Annotated in this window: 20 protein-coding genes, 1 tRNA gene and 3 pseudogenes; 9 read left to right on the top strand and 15 right to left on the bottom strand. The window is 67.0% G+C overall.

Going from position 1 to position 25,619, the window contains the following annotated elements; translation table 11 throughout:
- Positions 1-24: 24 nt before the first annotated feature.
- Positions 25-849 (top strand): aldo/keto reductase, encoded by an 825-nt coding sequence (locus HUJ41_RS02225; protein ID WP_179873164.1) that lies wholly within the window; start codon positions 25-27, stop codon positions 847-849.
- A 593-nt stretch (positions 850-1,442) separates the two neighbouring features.
- On the top strand, positions 1,443-3,425 hold the full coding sequence (locus HUJ41_RS02220) for an ATP-dependent nuclease (RefSeq protein ID WP_218925623.1): 1,983 nt from the start codon (positions 1,443-1,445) through the stop codon (positions 3,423-3,425).
- A gap of 227 nt (positions 3,426-3,652) precedes the next feature.
- Here the strand turns inward: HUJ41_RS02220 and HUJ41_RS02215 are convergent, their stop codons facing one another.
- Positions 3,653-4,954 carry an ISL3 family transposase gene (locus tag HUJ41_RS02215; RefSeq protein ID WP_179872018.1) on the bottom strand — a complete coding sequence of 434 codons (1,302 nt, stop codon included), beginning with the start codon at positions 4,952-4,954 and terminating at the stop codon, positions 3,653-3,655.
- A gap of 113 nt (positions 4,955-5,067) precedes the next feature.
- Between HUJ41_RS02215 and HUJ41_RS02210 the strand changes: the two are divergent.
- Positions 5,068-6,300, top strand: a pseudogene (locus HUJ41_RS02210) (IS256 family transposase).
- Between the two features lie 65 nt (positions 6,301-6,365).
- On the opposite strand, the gene HUJ41_RS02205 reads toward HUJ41_RS02210, so the two are convergent.
- Together HUJ41_RS02205 and HUJ41_RS02200 are read right to left on the bottom strand one after the other, a co-directional pair.
- Positions 6,366-7,823 (bottom strand): multicopper oxidase family protein, encoded by a 1,458-nt coding sequence (locus HUJ41_RS02205; protein ID WP_179873162.1) that lies wholly within the window; start codon positions 7,821-7,823, stop codon positions 6,366-6,368.
- Complete coding sequence (locus tag HUJ41_RS02200) at positions 7,820-8,044, bottom strand: SHOCT domain-containing protein (RefSeq protein WP_308409692.1); 225 nt, start codon at positions 8,042-8,044, stop codon at positions 7,820-7,822. Before HUJ41_RS02200 ends, HUJ41_RS02205 begins: the two co-directional genes overlap by 4 nt.
- Positions 8,045-8,405: 361 nt before the next feature.
- Here HUJ41_RS02200 and HUJ41_RS02195 point away from each other — a divergent pair.
- Positions 8,406-9,653: pseudogene (locus HUJ41_RS02195) on the top strand (IS256 family transposase).
- Positions 9,654-9,793: 140 nt separating this feature from the next.
- On the opposite strand, the gene HUJ41_RS02190 reads toward HUJ41_RS02195, so the two are convergent.
- From HUJ41_RS02190 to HUJ41_RS02175, 4 genes are read right to left on the bottom strand one after another with little or no spacing between them, the layout of a single operon-like run.
- Positions 9,794-10,702, bottom strand: a complete 909-nt coding sequence (locus HUJ41_RS02190; RefSeq protein WP_179873161.1) for a hypothetical protein — start codon at positions 10,700-10,702, stop codon at positions 9,794-9,796.
- Between the two features lie 55 nt (positions 10,703-10,757).
- The gene (locus HUJ41_RS02185; protein ID WP_158039419.1) at positions 10,758-11,717 is read right to left on the bottom strand and encodes a BsuBI/PstI family type II restriction endonuclease; all 960 of its coding nucleotides are present in this window, start codon (positions 11,715-11,717) and stop codon (positions 10,758-10,760) included.
- Complete coding sequence (locus HUJ41_RS02180) at positions 11,714-13,195, bottom strand: Eco57I restriction-modification methylase domain-containing protein (RefSeq protein ID WP_179873160.1); 1,482 nt, start codon at positions 13,193-13,195, stop codon at positions 11,714-11,716. The genes HUJ41_RS02185 and HUJ41_RS02180 overlap by 4 nt, the downstream gene beginning before the upstream one ends.
- Positions 13,196-13,246: 51 nt before the next feature.
- Complete coding sequence (locus tag HUJ41_RS02175) at positions 13,247-14,059, bottom strand: hypothetical protein (protein WP_179873159.1); 813 nt, start codon at positions 14,057-14,059, stop codon at positions 13,247-13,249.
- Positions 14,060-14,193: 134 nt separating this feature from the next.
- Here HUJ41_RS02175 and HUJ41_RS02170 point away from each other — a divergent pair, with 134 nt between their 5' ends.
- Both HUJ41_RS02170 and HUJ41_RS12715 read left to right on the top strand, forming a co-directional pair.
- On the top strand, positions 14,194-14,373 hold the full coding sequence (locus HUJ41_RS02170; protein ID WP_179873158.1) for a hypothetical protein: 180 nt from the start codon (positions 14,194-14,196) through the stop codon (positions 14,371-14,373).
- Positions 14,374-14,441: 68 nt separating this feature from the next.
- A pseudogene (locus HUJ41_RS12715) lies at positions 14,442-15,479 on the top strand (recombinase family protein); the annotation flags it as partial.
- A 592-nt stretch (positions 15,480-16,071) separates the two neighbouring features.
- Here HUJ41_RS12715 and HUJ41_RS02160 read toward each other — a convergent pair.
- From HUJ41_RS02160 to galU, 6 genes are all read right to left on the bottom strand, one after another.
- Positions 16,072-16,144: transfer RNA gene (locus tag HUJ41_RS02160), tRNA-Ala, on the bottom strand.
- A 59-nt stretch (positions 16,145-16,203) separates the two neighbouring features.
- The gene (locus HUJ41_RS02155; protein WP_179873157.1) at positions 16,204-17,160 is read right to left on the bottom strand and encodes a hypothetical protein; all 957 of its coding nucleotides are present in this window, start codon (positions 17,158-17,160) and stop codon (positions 16,204-16,206) included.
- Positions 17,161-17,230: 70 nt separating this feature from the next.
- A complete protein-coding gene (locus HUJ41_RS02150) occupies positions 17,231-17,629 on the bottom strand; it encodes a DUF1761 domain-containing protein (protein ID WP_179873156.1) in 399 nt (132 codons plus the stop codon).
- Positions 17,630-17,708: 79 nt separating this feature from the next.
- Positions 17,709-18,551: an AraC family transcriptional regulator gene (locus tag HUJ41_RS02145; RefSeq protein ID WP_179873155.1), complete on the bottom strand. Its 843-nt coding sequence runs from the start codon at positions 18,549-18,551 to the stop codon at positions 17,709-17,711.
- Positions 18,548-19,198 carry a GNAT family N-acetyltransferase gene (locus tag HUJ41_RS02140; protein WP_224744532.1) on the bottom strand — a complete coding sequence of 217 codons (651 nt, stop codon included), beginning with the start codon at positions 19,196-19,198 and terminating at the stop codon, positions 18,548-18,550. Before HUJ41_RS02140 ends, HUJ41_RS02145 begins: the two co-directional genes overlap by 4 nt.
- Positions 19,199-19,254: 56 nt before the next feature.
- The gene (galU, locus tag HUJ41_RS02135) at positions 19,255-20,139 is read right to left on the bottom strand and encodes a UTP--glucose-1-phosphate uridylyltransferase GalU (RefSeq protein ID WP_179873154.1); all 885 of its coding nucleotides are present in this window, start codon (positions 20,137-20,139) and stop codon (positions 19,255-19,257) included.
- Between the two features lie 40 nt (positions 20,140-20,179).
- Between galU and HUJ41_RS02130 the strand changes: the two genes are divergently transcribed.
- From HUJ41_RS02130 to mscL, 3 genes are read left to right on the top strand one after another with little or no spacing between them, the layout of a single operon-like run.
- Complete coding sequence (locus tag HUJ41_RS02130) at positions 20,180-20,758, top strand: 5-formyltetrahydrofolate cyclo-ligase (RefSeq protein ID WP_179873153.1); 579 nt, start codon at positions 20,180-20,182, stop codon at positions 20,756-20,758.
- A 30-nt stretch (positions 20,759-20,788) separates the two neighbouring features.
- Complete coding sequence (locus HUJ41_RS02125; RefSeq protein ID WP_179873152.1) at positions 20,789-21,142, top strand: FmdB family zinc ribbon protein; 354 nt, start codon at positions 20,789-20,791, stop codon at positions 21,140-21,142.
- Between the two features lie 42 nt (positions 21,143-21,184).
- Positions 21,185-21,604: a large conductance mechanosensitive channel protein MscL gene (mscL, locus tag HUJ41_RS02120; protein WP_179873151.1), complete on the top strand. Its 420-nt coding sequence runs from the start codon at positions 21,185-21,187 to the stop codon at positions 21,602-21,604.
- A gap of 6 nt (positions 21,605-21,610) precedes the next feature.
- Here mscL and HUJ41_RS02115 read toward each other — a convergent pair whose 3' ends face one another.
- Both HUJ41_RS02115 and HUJ41_RS02110 read right to left on the bottom strand, forming a co-directional pair.
- Positions 21,611-21,796: a hypothetical protein gene (locus tag HUJ41_RS02115; RefSeq protein ID WP_179873150.1), complete on the bottom strand. Its 186-nt coding sequence runs from the start codon at positions 21,794-21,796 to the stop codon at positions 21,611-21,613.
- Between the two features lie 45 nt (positions 21,797-21,841).
- Positions 21,842-25,588 (bottom strand): DEAD/DEAH box helicase, encoded by a 3,747-nt coding sequence (locus tag HUJ41_RS02110; RefSeq protein WP_431356473.1) that lies wholly within the window; start codon positions 25,586-25,588, stop codon positions 21,842-21,844.
- Positions 25,589-25,619: the final 31 nt, after the last annotated feature.

Here is a 25,619-nt window from a genome sequence, read left to right as displayed (position 1 = left end):
GGAGGATGCCGTACCGTGCCGTGCATGCCTGCACTCACCGACGGAACGAGTCTGCCCGACATCGGCTTCGGCACGTACCCGCTGTGTGACGAGGAGGCCACGAGCGCGGTGCTCAGTGCCTTGGAGGCCGGCTACCGACTCATCGACTCCGCCGTCAACTACCGGAACGAGGATGCCGTCGGGCGCGCGATCGCGCGCACCGACGTGCCCCGCGACGAGATCATCGTCGCGACGAAGATCCCCGGCCGCGACCACGGCTTCGACAGCACGCTGGCCTCGTTCGACCGATCCACCGACGCTCTCGGGCTCGAGCACATCGACCTGTACCTCATCCACTGGCCGAACCCGCGCGTCGACCAGTACGTCGACACCTGGCGCGCCATGGTTCGCCTGCAGGAGGAGGGCCGTGTCGGGTCGATCGGCGTCTCGAACTTCACGCCGGAGTACCTGACCCGGGTCGCCGACGCGACCGGGGTCATGCCCGCTCTCAACCAGGTCGAGCTTCATCCGTTCTTCCCGCAGGTCGTGCTGCGCGCGTTCCACGCGCAGCACGGCATCGTGACGGAGGCCTGGAGCCCGCTCGGTAGAGCCGCACCCGTCAAGGAGTCCGCTCCCGTGGCGGGAGCTGCCGCGACCCACGGCGTGACGGCAGCGCAGGTGATCCTGCGCTGGCACCAGCAGATCGGCTCCCTGCCGATCCCGAAGTCGGGCGATCCCGACCGTCAGCGCGAGAACCTCGACCTCGGCGGGTTCACGCTCACCGACGACGAGGTCGCCGCGATGACCGCGCTGGGGCGCCCCGACGGCCGCCTGTTTGGCGGTGACCCGGAGACCCACGAGGAGATGTAGGCGCTCCGCGCGATATGCGGTCACGCGTAGAGCACGAGCCGTGCGACAGAGCGGTGGGATGGTGGACCTGAGGGGAGTCGAACCCTGTGACCGCAGGTTATGCGGTCACGCGTCGCGCTAGAGTCGCGCAACAAATCGGTGGGAGGGTGGACGCAACGGAGCGCTGCGGGAACAGGCGACCACGGGTCGAGAGGCTCGTTTCCGCGTGGAATCAAGGCATCCGCGAGGATGCCGAGTCCGAGTGCGAGGCCGACGACCCTCTGATCGGCGCGTCAGCCGAACCAAAGAAACGACCTCGAACACGCCTCACCGACGAGGAAGTGGACGCTATGCGAACAGCCCGCGCGCAGGGCGTCAGCGTGATCGTGCTCGCACGCCGGTTCGGTGTGCATCGGGGCACGGTGTGGGCGAAGACACGCAAGGGCTGACGAGGGAGGCAACCCGTGAACTCATCTCATAGACGCGCGCGCTGCCACCCCGCCTGTGTCGCTCCTCACCGATACCCTTGAAACTCCCAGGGCGATGCCGAGCCCGCGCACAAGGGAGGTGTCACGATGCGCGTTGAGTCCGCCACGGTCAGCAACTTTCGTTGCGTGATCGACAGCAGTCAGTTCGAGGTGGAGCCCGACAAGACAATCCTCGTAGGCATCAACGAGGCGGGTAAGACCGCTCTGCTGAAGGCGTTACAGCACGCCAGCCCCACCGATGACACCGCCTCGATCGACTGGCTCTTCGACGCGCCCGCGGCCATGGTTGACGACATCCGCCGGAAGAACCTTGACCCGGCAACGCTGGCTGTGGCCCGCGTCGTGATGCGCCCGGAGCCGAAAGACCTAGCCGGTCTGAGCCTGCCAGAAGGCTCCGATGACATCCGGCTCGTCATGACCGCCTGGATGAACAAGAAGCGGACCTATTCGGTGACAGGGCTTCCCTCGGCGCCAACCATGGGTGATGCCGAGAAGGCGATCCTCCGCCTCGCGGGCGCGATGAACAAGCAGTCCGACGAAGATGCGAAGCAAGTCGCCAAGGCGATATCGGATTGGAAAGACGCACAAGCCTCAGATGCCGCGATCAGTGGCGAGGTAGCCGCTGGACTGAAGACGCACCTTGATGCAGCATTGCCGTTGTTCGCAGAGGGGTCTGCCGCCGAGACCCATTGGGATGCGCTGAGCGGAGTGCTCAAGAGTGCTCTTGCGCGCGACAAGATCGGCAAGCACCTAGCGGATCGCATGCCTCCTTTCGTCTACTACTCCTCGTACTTCGCGGTCCGCCCGCGCATTCACCTCAATCGGTTGGCCGAGCGCGAAGCGTCTGGAGAAATCGACCTGGACTACGACTTCGGGAACCTGCAACTGCTAAAGTTCTTGGGATTCACCGCCAAGGAACTCTCCGACATGGCATCCGAAGCGCCCGAGAAGGGGCACAACTACGACAATGATGTCAACGTCCAGAATCAGTACAAGCAGGAGTTGGCCGCCCACGAACGCCGCGTCACTGAGCGAAAGAGGGCGCTCCAGACGGCGGGAGCGCGGCTCACTGAGGAAATTCGGAGAGTCTGGAACGACGATAGGCTGACCATTCGTTTGGATGTAGATGGCCAGTACCTCCAGACCTTGGTCGAGGACGAGCTCGGCATTCCCGTCGAGTTGGATCAGCGGAGCGAGGGTTTTCGCTGGCTCGTCTCGTTCTTTGTCGTCTTCCATGCCCAGGCCAAGGACGATCTGAAGGACGCGATCCTCCTTCTGGACGAGCCCGGCCTGAGTCTCCACGCCCTGAAGCAGCAGGAGTTCCGCAAGACGGTCTCGCGGCTCGCCGAGGGAAACCAGATTGTCTACACGACCCACTCGCCCTTTATGGTCGGCTCGGACGAACTCGATCTAGTTCGCATAGTCGAAATGACCGATCGGAAGACGGGCACGAAGGTCCACACCCGTCTCGCAGTCGATGATCCGAAGTCGATCTACCCCCTCCAGGCAGCTTTGGGCTACGACCTCGCGCAGAGCATGTTCACACACCAGAAGAATCTGGTGGTCGAAGGCGTGACAGACCTGCTCTACGTCGAAGCCCTGAACTCGGCATTCGCCGCGCAAGGCGGTGCCACGCTAGACAACGGAATAGCGCTCGTGCCGGCGGGTAGCGCCAGCAAGGTCGTCTACTACAGCACGATTCTCACCAGCCAAGATTTGAAAGTTGCCGCGTTGCTGGACTCGGACGCCGCCGGGGACAAAGCCGCGGAACAGGAAGCCCTCTGGCAGCTCCTTACCAACAAGCGCATCCTCCGAACCGGCGATCACATCACCGGGGTTCAGCGAGCCGAGATTGAGGACCTGCTTCGTGTCAGCCTCGGCCTCGTTGCGCGAGACGAGTGCGGATGGGACAGTGTCGCTACGATCGCAGCACAATCGCAGCGGCCGATCATGGAGATTCTGGCCGACGAACACACCGGAGTATCGAAGTGGAAGCTTGCTCGCGCTTTCGTCCGATGGCTCGCTACCAATGGCGCTGACGCTTTGACCGGCGATGAGCAGAGGTCCTGGGCGTCGCTCGTCGCAGCCGCGAACAGGTCGCTCGCATAGGCGAGTGACTGACTCTTGCAACGACAGACGCTCACTCAATAGCTCAGCTCGATCTGACAAGGAAGCGGGCGCCAGTGGAGTCCCGCATAGTGGTGTAACCCACGGTGGTCGCGCACGTCGTTGCTGACGTGAACGCGGTCACCGTGTGATCCTTCGAGGAATCTCCTACAACCCTCTCGAAAGGCATCAACACGATGACCGCTCCCCACATTGTCGGCTCTTCGCAATCAAGCGGGTAGGTGGGGTCTGAATCCGCCGCTTTCGAGCAGGCTGCGGGCGATGTAGTTGCTGAGGTTGCGGAAGCCGAGCGCACTGCCGCGGAGGTGTTCGAGTCGGCCGTTGATCGCCTCGGTTGGACCGTTCGAGGTGCCGGGCAGGTCGAAATAGGCCAGCACGTCGCCGGCGCGGCGATGCAGGGTGCGGCCGAGCTTGCCCAGCTCGACGAGGACTTCGGGAACGCCGTGACGCAGCGAGTCGATCACCGCTTGCAGGGCTCGGCGCCCGGCGGCTCGGTCGGGGTGCCGGTAGGCGGCGACGATGCTCTGGTAGACGGCCCAGGTGGTCTCGACCTCGACATGCTCGTCGATGGCGAACACCGCCTCGATGCGGGCGCGCTGTCGGTCGGTGAGGAACGCTTCCCCGGTGTGCAGGGCGCGGCGAACACCATAGAGCGGATCGCCGGCGTGGCCGCGGTGGCCGAGGGTGTGCTGTTGGACGCGTTGCCGGGTGCGGTCGAGGGCGTCGCCGGCGAGCTGGACGACGTGGAACGGGTCCATCACCTCGATCGCGTCGGGGAGGGCTTCGGCGGCGGCGGTCTTGAAGCCGGTGAACCCATCCATCGCGACCACCTCGATCCCGGCCCGGAACGCCGGGGACTGCTGCTCGAGCCAGGTCTTGAACACCGGCTTCGATCGGCCCTCGACCATGTCCAGCAGCCGCGCCGGACCCGTCCCGTCACGCACCGGGGTCAGGTCGATGACCACGGTCACGTAGCGGTCCCCGAACCTCGTGTGCCGCCAGACGTGTTCATCGACACCGATCACGGTGACCCCATCGAAGCGGGCCGGATCGCCGATCAGCCTCCGACGGCCTTCCTCCAAAACAGCACTGTTGGCCGTGTGCCAGGACACCCCGAGCCGAGCTGCGACTCGGCTGATCGTGAGATGGTCCACGACGAGCGCGGTGAGCGCCCAGGTGAGCGCTCCACGGGACAGCTTCGACCTCGGCTCAGCCGCCGCGGTGCTGTCCTGCCGCCACGACCTGCCGCATCCCGAGCACCGGTAGCGGCGCACCCGCACCAGCAACGTCGTCGGCCGCTCGCCGAACGGGACATGCGCGAGCCGTCTCGCCTCGGTGCCGCGCGAGACACCCTCCGCCCCGCACCACCGGCACCACTGGTCCGGCTCCACGATCCGGCACTCCAACACCGCCCGATGTGCCTCGATCCGCTGCCCGGCGACCACGAGTCCGAGCTCCTCGAGACGGCAGAAGACAGTCAGATCGGCGGGGTCGAAGGTAGCGTTGAGCACGTCGAGGTCTTTCTCGGATGGTGAGCCTGAAGAACTTCCATCCTGGAAGACCTCGACCCTGTCTCCAGACCCCGACGCGCTACCGACCTACCCCCTCAACTGCGAAGAGCCACATTGTCGACCCTGCAACGGTGCTCGGTGAAGCCCTTGCCGACGCTTCCCCGGATTTGATGCGACACCTGCTGCAAACCATGATCAACGCCCTCCTGTCCGCCGACGCCGACGCCGTGGTCGGCGCCGAATGGGGACAGCCGTCCCCTGACCGCCTCACTCACCGCAACGGCTACCGCCACCGCGATCTCGACACCAGGGCTGGCACGATCGATGTCGCGATCCCGAAACTGCGATCGGGCACGTAATTCCCGGAGTGGCTTCTGGAGCGTCGCAAGCGCTCCGAGGCGGCCTTGATCACCGTGATCGCCGACTGCTACCTCGCAGGCGTCAGCACGCGGCGGATGGACAAGCTGGTGAAGACCCTCGGCATTCACGCCCTGTCGAAGTCGCAGGTGTCCCGGATGGCTGCCGAGCTCGACGAGCACGTGAACCAGTTCCGGCACCGCTCTTTGGCTGAGGCGGGCCCGTTCACGTTCGTCGCCGCCGACGCTCTGACGATGAAGGTTCGTGAGGGTGGCCGGGTGGTGAACACGGTCGTGCTGATCGCCACTGGCGTCAACGGGGACGGCCGCCGCGAAGTGCTCGGCCTGCAAACCGCGACAGCTGAGACCGGGTCGGCGTGGAATGCGTTCTTCGCAGACCTCGTCGCCCGCGGCCTCACCGGCGTGCAGCTGGTCACCAGTGACGCGCATGCCGGTTTGAAGGACGCGATTGCCGCGAACCTGCCCGGCGCGACCTGGCAGCGTTGCCGCACCCACTACGCGGCGAACCTGATGAGCGTGAGCCCGAAGAGCATGTGGCCGGCAGTGAAGGCGATGCTGCACTCCGTTTATGACCAGCCCACCGCCTCCGACGTGCACGCCCAGTTCGACCGCACCCTGGATTACGTGACCGAGAAGCTGCCCGCGGTCGCCGAGCACCTCGATACCGCCAGGGCCGACATCCTGGCCTTCACCGAGTTCCCCAAAGACGTGTGGTCCCAAATCTGGTCGAACAATCCCAACGAGCGCCTCAACCGCGAGATCCGCCGCCGCACCGACTCCGTCGGCATCTTCCCCAACCGCGATGCGATCATCCGCCTGGTCGGCGGCGTCCTGGCCGAGCAGACCGACGAGTGGGCCGAGGGGCGCCGCTACCTCGGGCTGGACGTTCTGGCCCGCTCCCGCATGCGCGTCCTGCCCGACACCGAAAGCGAGGTGGTCGCCGACACCTTCATCGCGCTCAGCGCATAAAGCGAAGGATCAGCCGTTACACCACTTCCAGGGACTTGACCCGGCCGCAACGCCGCTGCAACTGGTCAGCCGACATCGACGATGGCCATCATGCCAGCATCTTCATGATCAAGGATGTGGCAGTGGTATACGGTGCGCCCCGGGTGACGAGCAAAGTCGATGAGCACCCGCACTCGACCTTGGGCAGGAACATTGACGACGTCACGCCAAACCTGTTCGCTGACCGGTTGCCCGTCCGTCTCGATCACCTGCATCGGCCATACGTGTAAATGGAAGGGGTGATCCATGGGTGTGGGGTTCGTGATGAGCCACTCTTCCACGGCTCCCGCAGCAACGCGTTGGTCAACTCGGTCGATGTCGAAAGTACGACCGTCGAATCCGAGATCCATCATGCTCCCGCCACCGCGCATCATCGACCCCATTCCCATGGTGAAGGCAATCTCCCGCCGCCGCGCAACAGGCTGCTCGCGTAGATCCCGAAGAACCGGCGCGCGAACTGGCACCGTATCTGGCGTAGAAGTCTCTTGCCCGGAGACAGTGAGCGTGGCAATGGCCTCAGCTCCGGAGAGGTTTCGACCTCCCATCATTCCCATTCCCATTCCACCACGGTCGTAGCCCAGTGTCTGAAACTCACCACTACCGGCGCTCATGCTCACGAGAAGGTCGGCGCGATTACCGGGAGCCAGGAGCACGTCCCGCACTTCCCGGGGAGCCTGTTCGTGACCCCCGTCGATCCCCAGCAACTCCAGGCGCTGCCCGGGCAAGGCCAAACGTAGGTAACGGGAAGTGCACGCATTGATCACTCGCCAGCGTTCCCGCTCCCCAGGTCGTGCCGACATGTGTGGGCGGTGCTGGCCGTTGACCAATAGGAGATCACCTTCACGGCCCATCATCACGTCCATGCCCGAGGCGGTCGCGATCTGTCCTCCAGCGGTGAGTGAAATGTCGGAGACGACGAGCACCCGCTCTCGACTGACCGGCATTTTTTCATCCTCGACAATAAGTGCACCGTACAAGCCGCCGAATAGCTGGTCAGCGACTGAGCCATGCCGATGAGGGTGATACCAGCACACACCAGACGGGTGATCCTCTGGCAAGGTAAACCGGTAACCAAAACTCTGCCCAGGGTCTATAGAGAGGAAGGGGTTGTCACTATTCCCCGAGGGAGAAACCTGTAGCCCGTGGGTATGCAGGTTGGTTGGGGTGTCCAGTTCGTTACGCAACTGCACCTCGATGGTGTCCCCCGGTCGCACCCACCAGGTTCTCCCCGGCAATGTGCCCCCGTAGGTCAAGGCTTGTACCTGTCGCCCGGCGATGGTCACCTCGCGACGAGCGGCGACAAGATCCACCTGCAGCAAACCACCGCTGCTGCGTAACACCTCTGGCTCAACCAGCAGATCACCATCAGCCACGCGCCCACCCCAGGGAAGACCTGTCTGAGAGAGACCGATCCCTCCAATAACGACACCGAGCCCTCCCACAGCCCCGAGCTGGAGCGCCTGTCGACGGGTGATCGGTTTCATGCGTCAGGTGCTCCGTCGAGTCGTTGACGTCGCTCGTCGTACTCACTGGTGTCAATTTCTCCACGGGCATAGCGCTCATCCAGCAACTCACGAGCCCCACTGGTCCCGATGCGATGAGGTGTCTGTCGAGGCCCACGTGCGGCGAAGACTCGAACAAGAACCACGATCAGTATGACAATTCCCACCACGAGCAGGACGAGGAAGACCCAACTCCAGCCCATACCCCACCAGCCCATGTGGCCCCCATTCGACCCCATTTCCATCACCTCCGAGGTGCTGTATCCAAAGACGGCGCGGCAACTGTTGAGATGATCTCGGCGAAACAGTAATTGTTCCAACAGTCATCGAGTCATTGGACTCAATTCTAGTCGAGACCCGATTCACCGACCGTGTGTAACTGCTGCGGGTGAATCAAGTGCCGCGAAACTGACCATGCGTCAGCATCTATTCGAGTTCTCGTAAGTGGAGTCCCGCATAGTGGTGTAACCCACGGTGGTCGCGCACGTCGTTGCTGACGTGAACGCGGTCACCGTGTGATCCTTCGAGGAATCTCCTACAACCCTCTCGAAAGGCATCAACACGATGACCGCTCCCCACATTGTCGACCCTGCAACGGTGCTCGGTGAAGCCCTTGCCGACGCTTCCCCGGATTTGATGCGACACCTGCTGCAAACCATGATCAACGCCCTCCTGTCCGCCGACGCCGACGCCGTGGTCGGCGCCGAATGGGGACAGCCGTCCCCTGACCGCCTCACTCACCGCAACGGCTACCGCCACCGCGATCTCGACACCAGGGCTGGCACGATCGATGTCGCGATCCCGAAACTGCGATCGGGCACGTAATTCCCGGAGTGGCTTCTGGAGCGTCGCAAGCGCTCCGAGGCGGCCTTGATCACCGTGATCGCCGACTGCTACCTCGCAGGCGTCAGCACGCGGCGGATGGACAAGCTGGTGAAGACCCTCGGCATTCACGCCCTGTCGAAGTCGCAGGTGTCCCGGATGGCTGCCGAGCTCGACGAGCACGTGAACCAGTTCCGGCACCGCTCTTTGGCTGAGGCGGGCCCGTTCACGTTCGTCGCCGCCGACGCTCTGACGATGAAGGTTCGTGAGGGTGGCCGGGTGGTGAACACGGTCGTGCTGATCGCCACTGGCGTCAACGGGGACGGCCGCCGCGAAGTGCTCGGCCTGCAAACCGCGACAGCTGAGACCGGGTCGGCGTGGAATGCGTTCTTCGCAGACCTCGTCGCCCGCGGCCTCACCGGCGTGCAGCTGGTCACCAGTGACGCGCATGCCGGTTTGAAGGACGCGATTGCCGCGAACCTGCCCGGCGCGACCTGGCAGCGTTGCCGCACCCACTACGCGGCGAACCTGATGAGCGTGAGCCCGAAGAGCATGTGGCCGGCAGTGAAGGCGATGCTGCACTCCGTTTATGACCAGCCCACCGCCTCCGACGTGCACGCCCAGTTCGACCGCACCCTGGATTACGTGACCGAGAAGCTGCCCGCGGTCGCCGAGCACCTCGATACCGCCAGGGCCGACATCCTGGCCTTCACCGAGTTCCCCAAAGACGTGTGGTCCCAAATCTGGTCGAACAATCCCAACGAGCGCCTCAACCGCGAGATCCGCCGCCGCACCGACTCCGTCGGCATCTTCCCCAACCGCGATGCGATCATCCGCCTGGTCGGCGGCGTCCTGGCCGAGCAGACCGACGAGTGGGCCGAGGGGCGCCGCTACCTCGGGCTGGACGTTCTGGCCCGCTCCCGCATGCGCGTCCTGCCCGACACCGAAAGCGAGGTGGTCGCCGACACCTTCATCGCGCTCAGCGCATAAAGCGAAGGATCAGCCGTTACACCACTTCCAGGGACTTGACCCGGCCGCCGTACGTACGGTCCCGCAAGTGCGGCATCAGCGTCACCACTTTGACGAGCAGTTCGGCGTTCACCGTGGCACCGCCTGGACGAAGACTGCTGTTAGCTGTTGAGGCGAGGCGCGTACTCATGATCCTGATGGCTGACAAAGCGCTGAGGGTCGTTGCTCGCGATCTCCGCGACTGCGTTGCCAAACTTGTTTACACGGTCCGCCAGGTAGGTGGAGAGCGACCCGGCAGACACGACGTCGATGTTGAACTGTCCATCGACCTTTGCCGACTTGATCTCGCGGGTCACGGCAGCCCATGGGACCTCAACGGCTTCAACATTCTCGCTCATGACGTCAACCGCGAATACTGGTGCAGAGGTGACGACTACGGGGTAATAGAAGTCGATGCTTGCCCATTCCTGACCTGGCCGGTGCATGACGTAGGAGGTCCTATTCGCCTGCGAACGAAAGTACGTCAACGCCTTTGCCAGCGGGTGGACCAATGACGTGAAGATCCCCCGGTTGTCCGCGAGCCAGGTCTGCTTACGGTCCAGGCGGGTCAGCTGAGTCCCGAGGAAACCGCCCTCCCACGGATTGCCTGGCAGCTTGTCGATCCCGAGATACTCACGAGCACGCGTGCAGTGAAGCTGCGCTCGACCGTCCCCAAGTTCCGTCCGCCCAGTCTCGACGGTCGGGAACCGGAAGTGTTGTTCCTTTCGGTCCCGCTCCAACTCGTAGCGGCTCGCGGGGCCGCCTACCACTACGTAAGGCATCGAACTCTGCTTGCACTCGGCAAGAACCCGAAGGCCGACGCTGAACGATAGTTCATCGTCGCGATAGAGCTGTCGATAGCCATGAACGTCTACCTCGCGTGATACGGTCGCGTCGTCTGGATCAGGAAACGCCTTACCCTGCATCACGTGGAATCCACCGGCGCCCAAAGCGCGAGCAGTGTCCTGCTCCAAGAGCCAACCAGCGTCGCGCAGGGCGGCCACAACTTCACCCGAAGTGGGCAAGGTCATCCGACGATCAACCATGGCTGCTCCGGTTCGATCCCTAGTTTGACGGCCAACTGACTCATTCGTATGGCCCGAGGAAGCGTTCGCCGTTGTAGTGGATCATGTGCGTGGGGTGGTCGGCGCACCAGACTTCGGATTCCCAGGCGATCTTGTCGACGTACTTGCGAAACTCTGCCCGGTTGGGGAAGCAGGAGACGTAGACGAGGCCTGCCGTTGACTGTGCGAACAGGCCGGCGAGTTCGGCTTGGCGTTTCGAGTCGACCGGGCCGTGTGAGCTTGCTGCTTCCAGGAGCACGAGCCAGTTGCGGTCGGGGAGGTAGATGACGAGGTCGGGCATCTTGCCGTGCTCATCGACCTCGACGTTGAGTGAGGACAGGGTCTCTCGTTCGAAGAGTGCCCACTTGTCACCCGCGTCGCCGATGTAGAGCACTTGCCCACCGGGTGTGAAGCGAGGGCAGAAGTCTTCGACCATCGCTTTGAGGAGCACGTTCTGCCCGCCGGGCGAAAGGGTGAAGATCGAGCCGTCCGGGAGGGTCAGCGGGATGCGATCCATCTCGCGCGCAGCCGCGTAGCGTGCTTTGAGTCCGGGAAGGTCAGCAAGGTATCGGTCGGTTGCGGATTGCCAGGCGTCGGTGCCGTAGGCGCGCAGAACGTCCAGTGCCTCGGCGGTGACCTGGTAGTTCCACTTGGGTGAGTTCACAGGGCGTTGCGGCTCGTCAGGGTTCTGGACAACGAGTCGTGCTTCCACGAACTGGTGGAGTGTGAACCGTCGGACGGTCTCGCGAGTGTTCGGCGCGTAGTCCTTGCCGTACTCGTCGCGGATGAAGTCCATGATCGCCCGTGTTCCGAGCATCGGGTTGGCTGCCTCTGCCCATGACTCAGCGGGTGTGAGCCGTAGGAGGGCCAGGAGCACGAGCGCGGAACGTTCGTTGCTGCGCTCTGCATCCATGCCGAGCGTCTCCAGGGCGATGCGGGCATCTTCGACTCGTTCGTAGGCGTCGTTGCTCAGCTCGCTCATGCGGCAACCAACTCCTTGACAAGAGAGTCGACCTCGACCTGCGACACGACGGCGTTCCGCCCGAGGCAACGCAGGGTCTCCATGCTTGGGAACCGCAGGGTGCGGAGATCGGTGGCGTTGACTTGAGTGTGGCCCGAGAAGGTGCGGAAGAACTTGTCGATTACCGACGAGTTGAGCCAGACCGAGATGCCTCTAGCGAGGTCTTCGTCCAGCCCGCGACCTCCGATGTGGAACACGTTGAGGTGGTTCTCGAAGGCCACTTCACCAGGGTTGTCGTTAGGCGACCAGACTGATGCCACGATCCGTCGGCGCTCTTCCTTCGCACTGAACCGTTTGACGACGGTGTACCAGCCCTCCGGGAGGATCATCGCCCGGTGTTTGTCGTCGATCGGTTGGAACCATTGAGGCTTGCGGATTGCCCGAGGCCAGAGCACTCCACCGTCCCGGAGATTGCCCGGATAGATCAGCGGTACCGCCTCCGGCAGTTCGACGCCGCTAAGCGCATGGCGTGAACGGAAGTCCACCACCCGCCCGGTCGACACCTGTACGCCAAGATCGGTCAGTGCGCAAGGCTGGGAAAGCACCAGCTCGGCAACCCTGGTGTCCTCGACATCGGTTGCCAGTCGGATGAATCGGTTGGGGTCATCTGGGAAGACGACATCGTCGTAGGGTACGAGGCGCGACGCGATGTCGTCGGTGTGGTCGCGGCTGACCGAAAGCTCAACGACATCGGCACTAGCTCCCCGAGTTCCAGAGAAGATGACGTTCTCCTGAAGCACGCCCGTGTCGGCGAACACAGTCGAGCGGGAGTCGAAGACGTGTACCCGGTCAAGCGCGATGGAGTCGAGCAAGTGGGAGCGAAAACCGCCGAAGTACGGGCCGTTGAAGAATGATCGGGGTGTGATCGCAACAACCTGCCCACCAGGACGCAGCGCTGCGACAGACAGGGCAAGGAACGCAGCGTAGAGGTTCGGAGTATCGACTCCGGCGGCACGCATGGCGGTTCGGTGTGTGCTTGACGCCGCGAGCTTGCCGTAAGGCGGATTCTCGATTACTAGATCGAACTGTGCATCCAGACTGAGTGAGGCATCTAAGCCCGTGGAATCGAGAATGAAATCGGCCACGACGGCCTCCGCCACCACTCGACCTTCCCCAGCGCGCTCGCACTCGGCGAGGGTTGCCTGAAGGTGTGGCAGCATGGCAGGGTCTCGTTCGACTGCGACGATCTCTACCGACAACTCCGGCCGCTCTGTCAACACGCGGCTCACTAAAGCTGCGGTGAGCACGCCTGAGCCGGCTCCAGGATCGAGCACGCGCAGTGTGCCGGTCGATGGCAGGCTCGGCAGGGAGGCAATCAGCTGAGCGGCGGCGGCGGGGGTGAAGAACTGCCCCAGGTCGCTCTGCGTACGCGCGTCTAGGCCGCCGAGGGCGGCGACTCGCTCGACCTCGGCGATGCCTAAGAGGTCTGTCGCCAACACCCTCTCATCGTATCTGGGACCACCGACAGCGACCGGGGAGCACGCCGCGTGCTACTGGTCAATCGCTCCCATCGACGGATGCCGCCGGGTCATGAGCTGCATGTTGCGCCTGTGCTTGTTCCTCGGTGTCGACTCGTCGGGCGCGGCAGGGCGACGGTCATCGGCTGCTGCACGCTTCACGAGCGCCTCGTAGAGGACTTCGACGTTGTTGTAGAGATCCCAGAACCTTGGCTGGTCGGGGTTGAGTGCTTCGTAGTTCTCGTCGGCGACGTTGTCGATGAGCACCCACATGGCCTGGACGAGAGCATCGTTGTCGTAGAGCACAGCATCGATGCAGTCGCTCCTCGGATGAGGTACCTCGATGCGGCGCTCCCGCACCTCGGTGACGAGTCTCTCAACGATCTGCACCTTGACCGCGCCGTCGCGGTGGGCTCGGCGGTCTTCGTAGGCGGCCTTGCGGCAGGCGGGCGAGCAGTACAGGCGCGGCCTGCCCGTGGACTTCACTTCCTTGAGCTTGGTGCCGCATCTGGCGCAGGTGGCGGGTAGCTCGACTCGGCGCTCGACACGCACGGTCCGGTCGCGGCGACGCTGCTCCGCTTGCTTCCGTTCACGGAGGCGTGCGGCCTGGTTGGCGTTGATCTCGCTGAGCAGCACGATCACGCGCTTCTGCTCCGCCCGCACCGTCGAGTCTGGTTCGTCCCGATCAACCGCGGCGAGCTTCTTGAGCACGCGCCTGTTGAGCGTCGGGAGTGCCATGGTGGCTTCGAGTAGCTCGGCTTCGGTGCCGGATTCGAGGGCGGCGACCCAGCGGGAGTAGCGGCCGTTGAAGTCGGTCGCTGTGGGGTCGTAGCGTTTGGTGGCCATGTTCTACGCTACGTCGGTTTCGTCACCGACGTAAGTGGCGATTCCTCGATCTGCAAGATGCGTGTGACCTCAAAGTGGTGACGGGCGGACGGGCGAAAGTGTGCATCGCGCGGAGGCTTGTGCACCTGTCTGGCATGCGAAGCGAAGAGAGGCATCTGCGGCTGCGGGTGACGCGGCGTGAAGAGCCTGACCTCAGCAAGCTGATCGAGTGGGTGCTCGACGTCGCCGAGGCCCGCCACCGTGCGTGGGAGAACGGCGAGCCCGACCCCTTCGGTCTGCCACCGCCCGACGACCTGGCGTCTGCGTGCCACTGAGCCCTTCGTCTTGTCAGGGGTGCGCGAGAGAATCGACACCAAGTAGTACCCCGGCAAGGAGGCCCACCATGAGCACCGCGACACTCAGCACCAAGACTTCCAATGAGGCCGCCGAAGCGCCGGTGCTCCTGGCCGTCTCGTATCTGCGTGTGTCGACGCGGGAGCAGGCCGAGCGTGGCGGCACCGACGAGGGCTTCTCGATCCCCGCCCAACGCGAAGCGAACCAGCGGAAGGCCGACGAGTTGGGCGCGCGGATTGTGCGTGAGTTCGTTGACGCCGGGGAGTCGGCACGGTCTGCGGATCGTGGCGGGCTACAGGACATGCTGGCGTTCATCGCCGCCACCCGCGTCGCGTTCTGCATCGTGCACAAGCTCGACCGGCTCGCCCGCAACCGCGCGGACGACGTGAAGATTCACGAAGCCCTCATCAACGCCGGGGTCACCCTCGTCTCGGCCACCGAGTCCATCGACCAGACGCCTTCCGGGATGCTCGTCCACGGCATCATGTCCTCGATTGCGGAGTTTTACAGCCGCAACCTCGCCACCGAAGTCACGAAGGGGTTGACGCAGAAGGTCGCTCAGGGCGGCACCCCCGGACGCGCACCCATTGGCTACCTGAACGTGCGCCGCACCGACGACGCTGGTCGCGAGGTACGCACGGTCGAGGTCGATGCCGAACGAGCCGCGCTCATCGCGTGGGCATTCGAGACCTACGCCAAGGGCGAGACCTCCGTGACCGCGCTGTTGCGCGACCTCACCGCGCGAGGCTTGGTGTCTGTGCCGACTCCGAAGCGCCCGGCGAAGCCGCTGGGGAAGAACGCCCTCTACCGCGTGCTGACGAACCCCTACTACGCGGGTGTGATCCGCTACCGGGGTGCGTTGCATGCTGGCGCGCACGAGCCCATCGTGGAGCCCGCGCTCTTCGATCAGGTGCAATCACTGTTGAAGGCGCGCAACGCGCACGCAACCCGGCACGTGCAGCACGCGCACCACCTGAAAGGGCTGCTGCACTGCGGCAGTTGCGGGTCGCGGATGCTGCTCGACTTCGCCACCAATCCGCGCGGCACGACCTACGCCTACTTCGTCTGCTCCGGCCGAGCCGCGAAACGGACAACCTGCACCCGACGGGCCGTGCCCGTCCAAGTTGCCGAGCGGCTGGTCGCGGACTCCTACACCAACATTACGATCAGCGAAGACGACTACCGGCACCTCGCCGCCGAGGTCGATGCCGCGTTCGACAAGCGCGGCGCTGGCCGCGATCAGGAGTTCGCTGACCTCACCGCGAACCGGGCGCGGCTCGACGCCGAGAGCGACAAGCTGCTTGCCGCGCACTTCGCCGACGCGATCGACCTGCCAACACTCAAGCGGCACCAAGACCGCATCCGTGCCGGGCTCGCCGACATCGAGCACCGCCTGCGCAAGCACGACGAACACCACGTCGGTGGCCGGGCGTTCCTCCACGACAGCCTACGGCTCCTGACCGACGCTCACCGCGCCTACGCCCATTCCGACGACGGGAGCAGGAGACTGGCGAATCAGGCGTTCTACACGCGCCTGGAGATCACCGAGGACGAGCAGCTACACCCGCGCCTCGCCGAACCGTTCGCGACCATCGTCCGAGAGGCGACCGGAGGCAAGGACGCCAAACGGGAACACTCCACATCTTCCGATGTCGCGTGTTCCCGTAAGACACTTTGGGTGGACCTGAGGGGAATCGAACCCCTGACCTCTTCATTGCGAACGAAGCGCGCTACCAACTGCGCCACAGGCCCGTGAACCGTCGACAACACTACCACCGGCGCGCGGGGCCACCGAAACGGCGAGAGTCTCCTCAGCCGGCGGCGCGACGGCGCTGCAGAACCTCGTCGAGGTCGGGCGCCCGCGTCGGCAGCCCGTCGACGATGCCCATGCGCGCGAACCGCGAGTCGCCACGCTCCGCGTCGGCCTCTGCACGGGAGACGCGCGCGGCGGGAGCCTCGCGAACTGTTGGGCCCGGCGCCTCGGTCGGCGCGGCGGGAGGCTGCGCGAGGCGCTGAGCCCGCTCGGCCTCCGCGGCGGCGGCCGCGAGGACGGCGGCGTGGTCGATCGTGGGCTGAGCATCCCGCACCGCCGCCGGAGCCGAGGGCGCGTCGAGGTAGGTGGGGCGCGGAAGCGGCACGGGGGTCCATGCGCGCTCGCGCGGCGCCTGACGCCCGGCGGCCGGCGCGGCTGGCGCGTAGTCAACGAACCGGGGTGCGGCCGGGGCGACCGCGGCGGTGCGACGGCGGCTCGCGCGGGCGAGGCCGCGCAGCAAGAGCATGCCGCTCAGGGCGACGAAGCCGGCCAGGCCCGTCCACGCCCACGCGCCGAACGCGACGGAGACGCCCACACCGACGAGAGCGGCAAGGGTCAGCAGGCTCGTCCCGGCGCGCGAGCGGCGCAGGCGGCGCTGACCGAGACGGGAGGCGTCCACTTCGGCGACGAGACCGGGAGCGGTCGAGGCGAGCTGAGCCCGCAGGGCACGCTGCCGGGCAGCCTCGCGCGCGCGCTCGATGGCGAGCTGCTCACGTTGCCGCGCGGCGAGCGAGCGCTCCTGCGCGGCGATCTCGCGCGCCGTCATCTCCGCGCGCACGGCCTCCGGCAGCTCGGTCGTCTGCGCCATGATGCGCAGGGTCTGCTGCAGGCGCACGGCGTTGCGCTCGGTCGCTAGGTACTCGCTGCGGCGGCGCCACATGGGCACGAGGTAGAGCAGCCACAGTCCTGCAGCGAGCGCGATGAGGATCGCTGTGCCGCCGCCCGAAGTGTCCACGCCGCAACGGTACGTCTGCCGCGCGCCTCCGGGCGGGATGCTCAGCGCGTGTCCGCCGGACGCACCCCGCCTACCCGGCCTGCAGCGCGCCCACGATGGCGCCCATCGCGGTGAACGCGACGATCGCGTATCCGGCGTTGATCGCGAAGTGCCGGAAGGGGCGGCGCTCGAACAGGTACACGACGCCGAGCAGCGTCGACACGAGGGTCGCGCCGGTGACGAGACCGGCGATCGTGCCGAAGAGCGGCCCCGCAGAACCGATGAGGAAGGCGAGGCTTGTCGCCGCGACGAGCGACAGCACGAACGAGCCGCCGAAGACGAGCGGGGCGCCCCGACCCAGCTGATCGTCGCTCACTCCCGCTACACGCTGCCACGGTCGCGCGAAGAGCAGCCCGAACCACAGCCCGCCCACGACGAACATCGACACGGCGGCGAGCAGGATTCCCCACACATTGACCGCTGCTTCCATGACTCCTCCTTCACGCACGCGCCCCGAGGGGCTCGGCGATGACTCTAGTGAGAGCGAAGCGGGTTCGTCTTGTACGGAATTACCGGTGCGCGGGATGGTCGAGCGGCACGAAGGTGGCGTACTCGAGGCCGAACTCGCCCAGGTCGTGCAGGAACCGCGCCGGCGGCGAGCCCGCGAACCGCGTGAAGGCGCGCGTGATGTGGGGCTGGTCGTAGTAGCCGTACTCGGCGACGAGCTCGGCCCAGCTCGGCAACGGATCGCGCGAGGCGAGCGAGGTGAGGAGGGCGTCGAACCGGGCCACGTCGGCGAAGCGCTTCGGTGTGACTCCGCACACCCGCGAGAAGCGCGCGCTCAGGGCACGCGGGCTCAGTCCCTCCGCCGCCGCGAGCCCGGCGATCGACGCGGGTCGATCGCACTCGAGCGCCACGCGCACACGCGTGACCACCGGGTCGGGGTCGGGGCCGTGCCGCGCTGCGTCGAGGAGACCCACGAGGTCGTCGAGCAGGCCCTCCGGGTCGTCGCTCAGCCGGCCCCGCGCAGCGAGCGCGTCGACACCCGGCACGAGCGGCTCGGCCGGCAGCACGGCGTCGACGAGCTCAGCTGGCTGCGCGCGGGCGAAGAGGCCCGCACCGTCGGCGGTGAACTGGGCCACGAGCATCCGCAGGTCGGTCGGATTCTCATTCACCAGGTACTGGGTCTGCACTCCCGCGAAGAACGGCCCCGCGAGCTCGACGCCCGTCGTCGTCGCACCGCGCGCCAGCTGACGATAGGGGTCGGAGAGGTTGACGATGAGGTGCGCGCGGGGGCTGGGAAGGATCTTCTCGAAGCGGCGCTGCGGCGCCGCGTGGAGGTACCAGAGCGCCTGCACGAACGGTGCCAGATCCTCGGGCACCGCGCGCGGCACGAAGAGCGGTGCCGTCACGGCAGCGGGAGCCCCCGCCGCGCCGCGATGACGTCCGTCTCGGGCACGGTCGCCGCCCCCGCGGGCACGCGGCCGGCGCGCCAGCGCTGCAGCACCCCCGTAGGCACCTCCTCGACGGTGAGCGCGAAGCAGAAGTGGTCGCGCCAATCGTTGTTGATGTGGATGTAGCGCCGCCGCAGCCCCTCGTAGCGGAAGCCGAGCTTCTCGACGACGCGCAGGCTCGCCGCGTTCTCGGGCCGGATGCAGATCTCCATGCGGTGCAGCCCGACAGTGAAGAAGACGTGGTCGGTCGCGAGGGCCACCGCCGTCGGCGTGAGACCGCGACCCGCGAACCGCTCCCCCACCCAGTAGCCGATCGTCGCCGACGCGAGCGAGCCGTAGCTCATGCCCGACACGTTCAGCTGGCCAGCCAGCCGGCCCTCCGTCTCGATGATGAACGGCAGGCCCTGCCCGGAGCGCGCCGCCACGAGGAGACTGCGGATGCTGCCCTTGGTGTCCCACGACATCGGGGCGACGGGGCTCGTCGCCTCCCACGGGCGCAGCCACGTCCGGCTCTCGATGAGCTCGCGCTCGAGCGCGCGGGCATCTCGCACGCGGATCGGGCGCAGCACGGTGACCCCGTCGCGCAGGGTGGGGATCGCGTTCACATCGCCTCGAGGTCGGTCGGTGAGGGGCTGCGGGGTCCGGTCAGCGCAGGGTCTCGTCAGCGCAGAGTGTCGGCGAACTCGACGAGCCACGGCCGAAGCTCCGGGCCGAGGTCGTCGCGCTCGGAGGCGAGCTGCACGATCGCCTTGATGTAGTCGAGCCGGTCGCCCGTGTCGTACCGGCGACCACGGAACACCACGCCGTAGACGCCGCCGTGCTCGACATTGCCGGCGAGCTCAAGCAGGGCATCCGTCAGCTGAATCTCGTCGCCCTTGCCCGGCGGCGTGTTCTCGAGAATGCCGAAGATCTCGGGGCGCAGCACGTAGCGGCCGATGATCGCCAGGTTGGAGGGCGCCGTGCCGGGGGCAGGCTTCTCGACGAGGCCCGTGATGCGCACCACGTCGTCGGTGTCGGTCGGCTCGACCGTCGCCACGCCGTACAGGTGCGCTTGGTCGGGCTCGACCTCCAGCAGGGCCACGATCGTCGCGTTGCGCTCCTCGTGCACCTCGATCATGCGCTCGAGCAGCGGGTCGCGCTCGTCGATGAGGTCGTCACCGAGGAGCACGGCGAACGGCTCGTGCCCGACGTGCATCTTCGCGCGCAGCACCGCGTGCCCGAGTCCCTTCGGGTCGCCCTGCCGCACGAAGTGCATGTCGGCGAGGTTCGTGGAGTGCATGACCTTGGCAAGCCTCTCCTGGTCGCCCTTGATCTGCAGCGTGTTCTCGAGCTCGGTCACCCGGTCGAAGTGGTTCTCGAGAGCGTTCTTGTTGCGACCGGTGATCATGAGCACATCGGTGAGGCCCGCGTGCACAGCCTCCTCCACGACGTACTGGATGGCCGGCTTGTCGACGACGGGCATCATCTCCTTCGGCATCGCCTTGGTCGCGGGGAGGAATCGCGTGCCCAGGCCCGCGGCGGGAATGACGGCTTTCGTGAGCGACATGGCCTCAGCGTATCGGGGGAGGGCGCCTAGCATGGTGCGTATGATCAGCGAACCCGCAGGTGCCAAGCGCGCACTGCGCGCCGAGTTGCGCGAACGGCGGCGGATTCGCCCCTCGGCGGAGCGCGACGCGGCCTCGGTCGAGCTCACCCGCCAGCTCATCGCCCTCACCTCGGCGCTCGGCCCCCGAACCCTCGCGTGCTACCTCTCGACCCCCGACGAGCCCGAGACCCGCCCGTTTCTGGCGTGGACCGCCGAGCAGGGCCTCGACGTGCTGCTGCCGATCTCCCGCGACGACGGCCTCCTCGACTGGGCCCCCTACGACGCGAGCGACGAGGGCAGCGACGTAATCGGGATGCCCGTGCCCACGAGCGACATCGTGGCACCCATCGCGATCAACGACGTCGGGCTGATCCTCGTGCCGGCCGCCGCGGTCGACCGCACGGGCATGCGCATGGGATGGGGGCGCGGGTACTTCGACAAGACCCTCGGGTCGATGGATCGGCGCCCGCCGGTCTTCGCGGTGCTGTTCGACGACGAGCTCGTCGACGAGCTGCCGCGCGAGAAGCACGACCAGCCCGTCGACGGCGTCGTGACTCCGGGCGGCATCCAGCGCTTCTGAGCCGACGTATCCTTGTCGGCGGAGGTTCACATGCCCACCTATTCCTACCGCTGCACGGAATGCTCGACCGCGTTCGACATTCAGCAGGCGTTCACCGACGACTCCCTCACCGAGTGCCCGACCTGCGAAGGGCGACTGCGCAAGGTGTTCTCGTCCATCGGCGTGACCTTCAACGGCTCGGGCTTCTACCGCACCGACAGCCGGGCGGCGGAGCGATCGAGCTCGGGCGGTGGCTCAGGCTCGAAGGATTCAGGGTCGAAGGATTCCGGGTCGTCGGGTTCCGGCTCCGGCACGAAGGAGTCGAGCTCCTCATCGACCCCGGCGAAGAAGGAGACGACCAGCTCCGGCTCCAGCACCTCGACGTCGACCGCCGCCGCGAGCTAATCACGACCATCACGAACCGCATCATCGGCTGAGGAGGCACCCATGCTCAAGGGCTTCAAAGAATTCATCCTGCGCGGCAACGTCGTCGAGCTCGCCGTGGCGGTCGTCATCGGGGCCGCGTTCACTGCCGTCGTGCAGGCGATCGTCGGCTCGGTCATCAACCCCGCGATCAGCGCGCTCTTCTCTGCCGAGACGCTGGCCACGGCCCTCCCGGTCGTGATCCCGACCGTCTCCGGTGGCGAGGCGACCATGTACTTCGGCGCCGTCATCGGGGCTCTCATCAACTTCATCGTCGTCGCGTTCGTCGTCTACTTCGCGCTCGTGCTGCCGATCAACACGCTCAAGAAGCGCGCGGAGGAGCGCCGCAAGGCGGGCGAGCCTCCGGTGTCGGCCGACGCGCCGCCGACCGAGCTCGATGTGCTCACCGAGATTCGCGACCTGCTGACCAAGCGCGAGGCCTGAGTCCACTCAGTAGTGGGGCGGCTTGTCGGCCGTGAGCCGCTCGTCGTTCTCGGTGCCTCGGTTGCGCGCGGGTTCGGCGCCGTGCGGGTCAGAGCTCGGAGCCGGATCCGACCCCGGCGGGGGCGGGGTGGTGACCCTCCGGCGAGCGCGACGGGCCGCACTGAACCGGCCCTGCGCATCCTCATCGCTCATGCGCCCAGGCTACCCACCTCGGGTTGACGGGGCGGGATGCTCGGCTCAGGTGACCGCGGGGCGCGGGCGCGGCGTCTCGGGTGCGAGAGCCTTGCCGGCCATGGCGACGATGCGGTCGGCGACGCCGTCCGGATCGCTGAACAGTTCGAAGACGTGCACGCGCGCGTAATGCCAGCCGAGGCGCCGCAGCAGGTCGGGGCGGAGGCGCAGAGACTCGCGAAGGCTCGTGCCCGCGAGCGACGCGTCGGTCTCGATCGCGATGCAGTAGCCGCCGCGGCTCGCGACGAGGCTGAGCTTGCCGCGGTGCCCCAGCGCGGTCTTGAGCCCGCGAGCCTCGAGGCGCCGAGCGAGGTCGATGAGCATCGGGTCGCTGTCGTCCTGCAGCTCGACCGCGGAACGCCGCGCCTCGATGTCGGCGAGCAGATCGCCGAGAGCGCGAGCCCCGTGCGACAGCCGGTCGTCGTCGAGGTCGCCCGCGCGCAAGCAGCTGACGATGCGCACGAAGCGGCGAGCGCGCGTCATGGCGACGGCGAGCAGGCGGTCGCCGCCCGGGCGGCCGAGCGCGCCAATCTCGCTGAGAACGCGACCGTGCGGGGTGCGACCGTAGCCGATGGAGAAGATGACACGGTCGCGCGACTGGGCGACGGCCTGCTCGATCGTGAGCACGCCGAACGGCTCCGCCCGGTCGCCGAGCACGAACTCCTGCAGGTCGGGTCGGGTACCGATCGCCTCGAGCACGGCGTCCTGCACGCGCGCGGCGTGCCGATGACTCGCGGTGATGACCATGAGCGACTCGGCGGGGCGCGCGGTGGCGTGCTCGAGCACGAGGGAGACGACGCGCTTCACCTCCGCGTCGACGCTCTCGATCGCGCCCGTCTCATCGTCGGGCATACCGTGCCCCTCATCGAGGTAGTCGACGGCGATCGACGGATGCCCGAGGAACGAGCCGGCCCAGGGAAGCGAGTCGATGCGACCAGCGTAGAAGCGGCGGTTGACGAGCTCGGCGAGGTCCTCGCCGCCGGCGCGGTACGAGCGCGTGAGCGACTGCACCGGCAGGAGGTCGGCGAGCTGGAAGAGGGCGGAGGAGGCGTGCCGGGCATCCTCATCGGCGCTCGAGGCCCCGGCCGCATCGCGGCCGGCTGCGGGAGCCGCAGCGTCCACGGCCACCGAGAACGGTGCGGGGGTCTGGGTGACGGGGTCGCCCACGGCGACCACCTGCCGGCCGCGGCGCACAGCGCCGGCAACCTCGGGCACCGTCACGGCACCCGCGTCGAGCACGATGACCGTGTCGAAGGGAATCTCGTCGCTAATCTCGTGCACGTCGTACGGCGAGGCGAGCCACACGGGCGCGATCGGGCGGGACAGATGGGGAGCCTCGTGCTGGAGCTCGTGCGGCGTGATCGAGCCGCTCTTCAGCCGGGCCCGCAGGGCGTCGGCCTCCTCCGGCCAGTCGGTGATGCCGATCGACCAGTTCTCCGCGAGCTGCCAGCCGAGCAGCGAGGCGCTGCCGGCGGCGTGCGCCTCGTCGACGAGGCGGAAGTCGGCCTCGAGCCGGTCGAGCACTGCCGTGTCGGCACCGAGCAGCGCGCGGTCCTGCTGCAGCAGGCTGTCGAGAGCGGAGCGCCACCACGCGAGCTCGAGCTCGGCGGCGACCTGCGACTGCGGCACGTGGCGCTCGGCGAGGTCGGCGAGCAGCGGCTGAACATCCCAGCCCTCGAGCAGGCGCAGCAGCTCGGTGCGCTCCTGCAGGTTGGCGAGCACGTCGCTCTCGGCCGCGAGGCCCTCGAGCAGGGCGTGCAGCTCGGCCAGGGGTCGATGCACGAGCGACCGGTCGCGGCTGTCGTGCCCGAGCGGAGCATCCAGCTCCTCGAGATCCTGCTCGACCTGCTGGTAGGCGTGGTGCACGTCCGCGATGCCCACCGGCACCGTCGGGGTGAGACCGGCGGGAACGAAGCGCTGCCACAGCACGCGCTGCTGCTGGATGCGCGTGAGCGCGTCGTGCAGATCGCCCACGTGCACGCCCGGCCGCAGGTACTCCTTGGCGAGGCCCTTCAGGCGGCGGCGCGTCGCGGCGGGCATCGTCGAGCCCTCTCGTCGCGGAGCGGTCGCCGCGATGAGCTCGCTGAGCGAGCGGTCGAAGACGGCCGGCTGGAACCGGTCGAGGGTGTCGCGGATGTCGGTGAGGAGCCGCAGGTACACACCGAGCTCGGCGAGCGTCTCGAACGGGCGCAGCGGCGTGGAGGCGATCAGCGCGCGACCGCGCTCGACGAGGCGCGGCAGGAGGTCGGCGTGCAGGCGGCGGGCGCGCTCCTGGGCGCGCGTCGCGTCCTCCGCCTTCGAGAACCGCGCGCCGTACCAGGGCGAGTCACCGGGGCCGTAGCTGAACTGCCCGAGCTCGGCGGCCTGCACCATGGCCTCGGCCGCGGGGCGGCGATCGGTCGCGAGCAGTTCGACGGCCTGCCTGCTGAGGCGCGCTCGCGTGGAAGGCGGCGTGGGCAGGAGCGCGAGCCGACTGAGCTCGGTGACGCAGTCGAGCACGCTGATGCCGAGCACCGAGTCGGGGCGGGCGAGAGCCTCGCGGTAGTCGAGCAGCACGCCGCGGAGCCGAACGAGGGCTTCGTCGACCTCGACGACACGGGGGCGCTTCGCCTTCTCGTTGCGACCGATCGCGCGGATCAGGTCGCGGCGCAGCGTCGGCGCGGTCGCCGTGATGCCGGGCAGGCCGATGTCGGCGAAGCGTTGCGAGATGCTGCGCAGGCTCGCGCGGCGCGGGCTCACGACGAGCACACGCTTGTTCTGGGCGACGAGGGCGCCGAGGGCGTTGACGACGGTCTGCGTGCTGCCGGTGCCGGGGAGCGTCTTGACGACGAGCGAGGCACCCGAGGCGATGGTCGCGATGACCTGCTCCTGCTCGGCGTCGGCATCGAGAAGCAGCAGGTCGGTCTCGGGCGGCCGCTCGTCGGCGGGAACCGGCACGACGGGCTCACCGCCCTCCTGCACGGCCCAGCGCGCGCTCGTATTGCCGGCGGCCGCGTCGAGGATGGGATGCCCGAGCTCGTGCGCATCCGCCGCCATCGGCGCACCCACTTCGGCGAAGGTGGAGACCACGAGGCGCGGCGTGATGGTGAAGCCGTCGAGGTGCGCGGTGAGGCCGCGCAGGCGGTCGAGCGGCGGGTTCGGCTTGAAGGCGTCGCCGTCGTGGGCGAGCGCGACGAACGCCGCCTCGTCGAGGTGCAACGCGAACTGCTCGGCCAGCGTGCGCACGAGGGCGGGGTTGAGGCGCACCCGACCGCGCAGGGTGAGCTCGACGTCGCGCCCGCGACGCCGCAGGGCGAGGGGGCGCAGCAGCAGGGGCGCACGGTGGTCGATGCCGTCGTAGCTCCAGGCGACCATGCCGATGCCGAGGGCGATCGCGTCGATGCCGCGCACGCTCGAGAGCTCGAGGCCCTTGTCGACGATGCGCTCGGCCGCGATGCGCGCCGAGCGCAGGGCCACGTCGTCACGCACGAGGTTGCTCAACAGTGTGGGGCTGCCCGCGATGAAGCGGGCGAGGCCGCCGGGGTGGCTCGTGCCGAGCTCGATGCGGCCGCGCGGGTCGTCCTCGAAGTGCAGCAGCGTGCTGCGTCCGCCGAGCGCGGCGAGGTCGGCGCGCCAGCGCTCCCACGTCGGTGCCGCGACATTCATAGGCAGCACGCGGGGGTCGCCGACGCTGATCGACGAAGGCTGCGGACCGCCGTTCACGGTCGCAGGCTCGTCGATCTCATGATCGTCGTAACTGTCGGCACGCCACACGCCGTCACCCTATGACCGTCGCCGCGAAATA

This window comes from Microcella indica (assembly GCF_013414345.1).
Lineage (GTDB): Bacteria > Actinomycetota > Actinomycetes > Actinomycetales > Microbacteriaceae > Microcella > Microcella indica.
The sequence above is the reverse complement of the archived record's forward strand: the minus strand, read 5'-3'. Positions and strand labels throughout refer to the sequence as shown.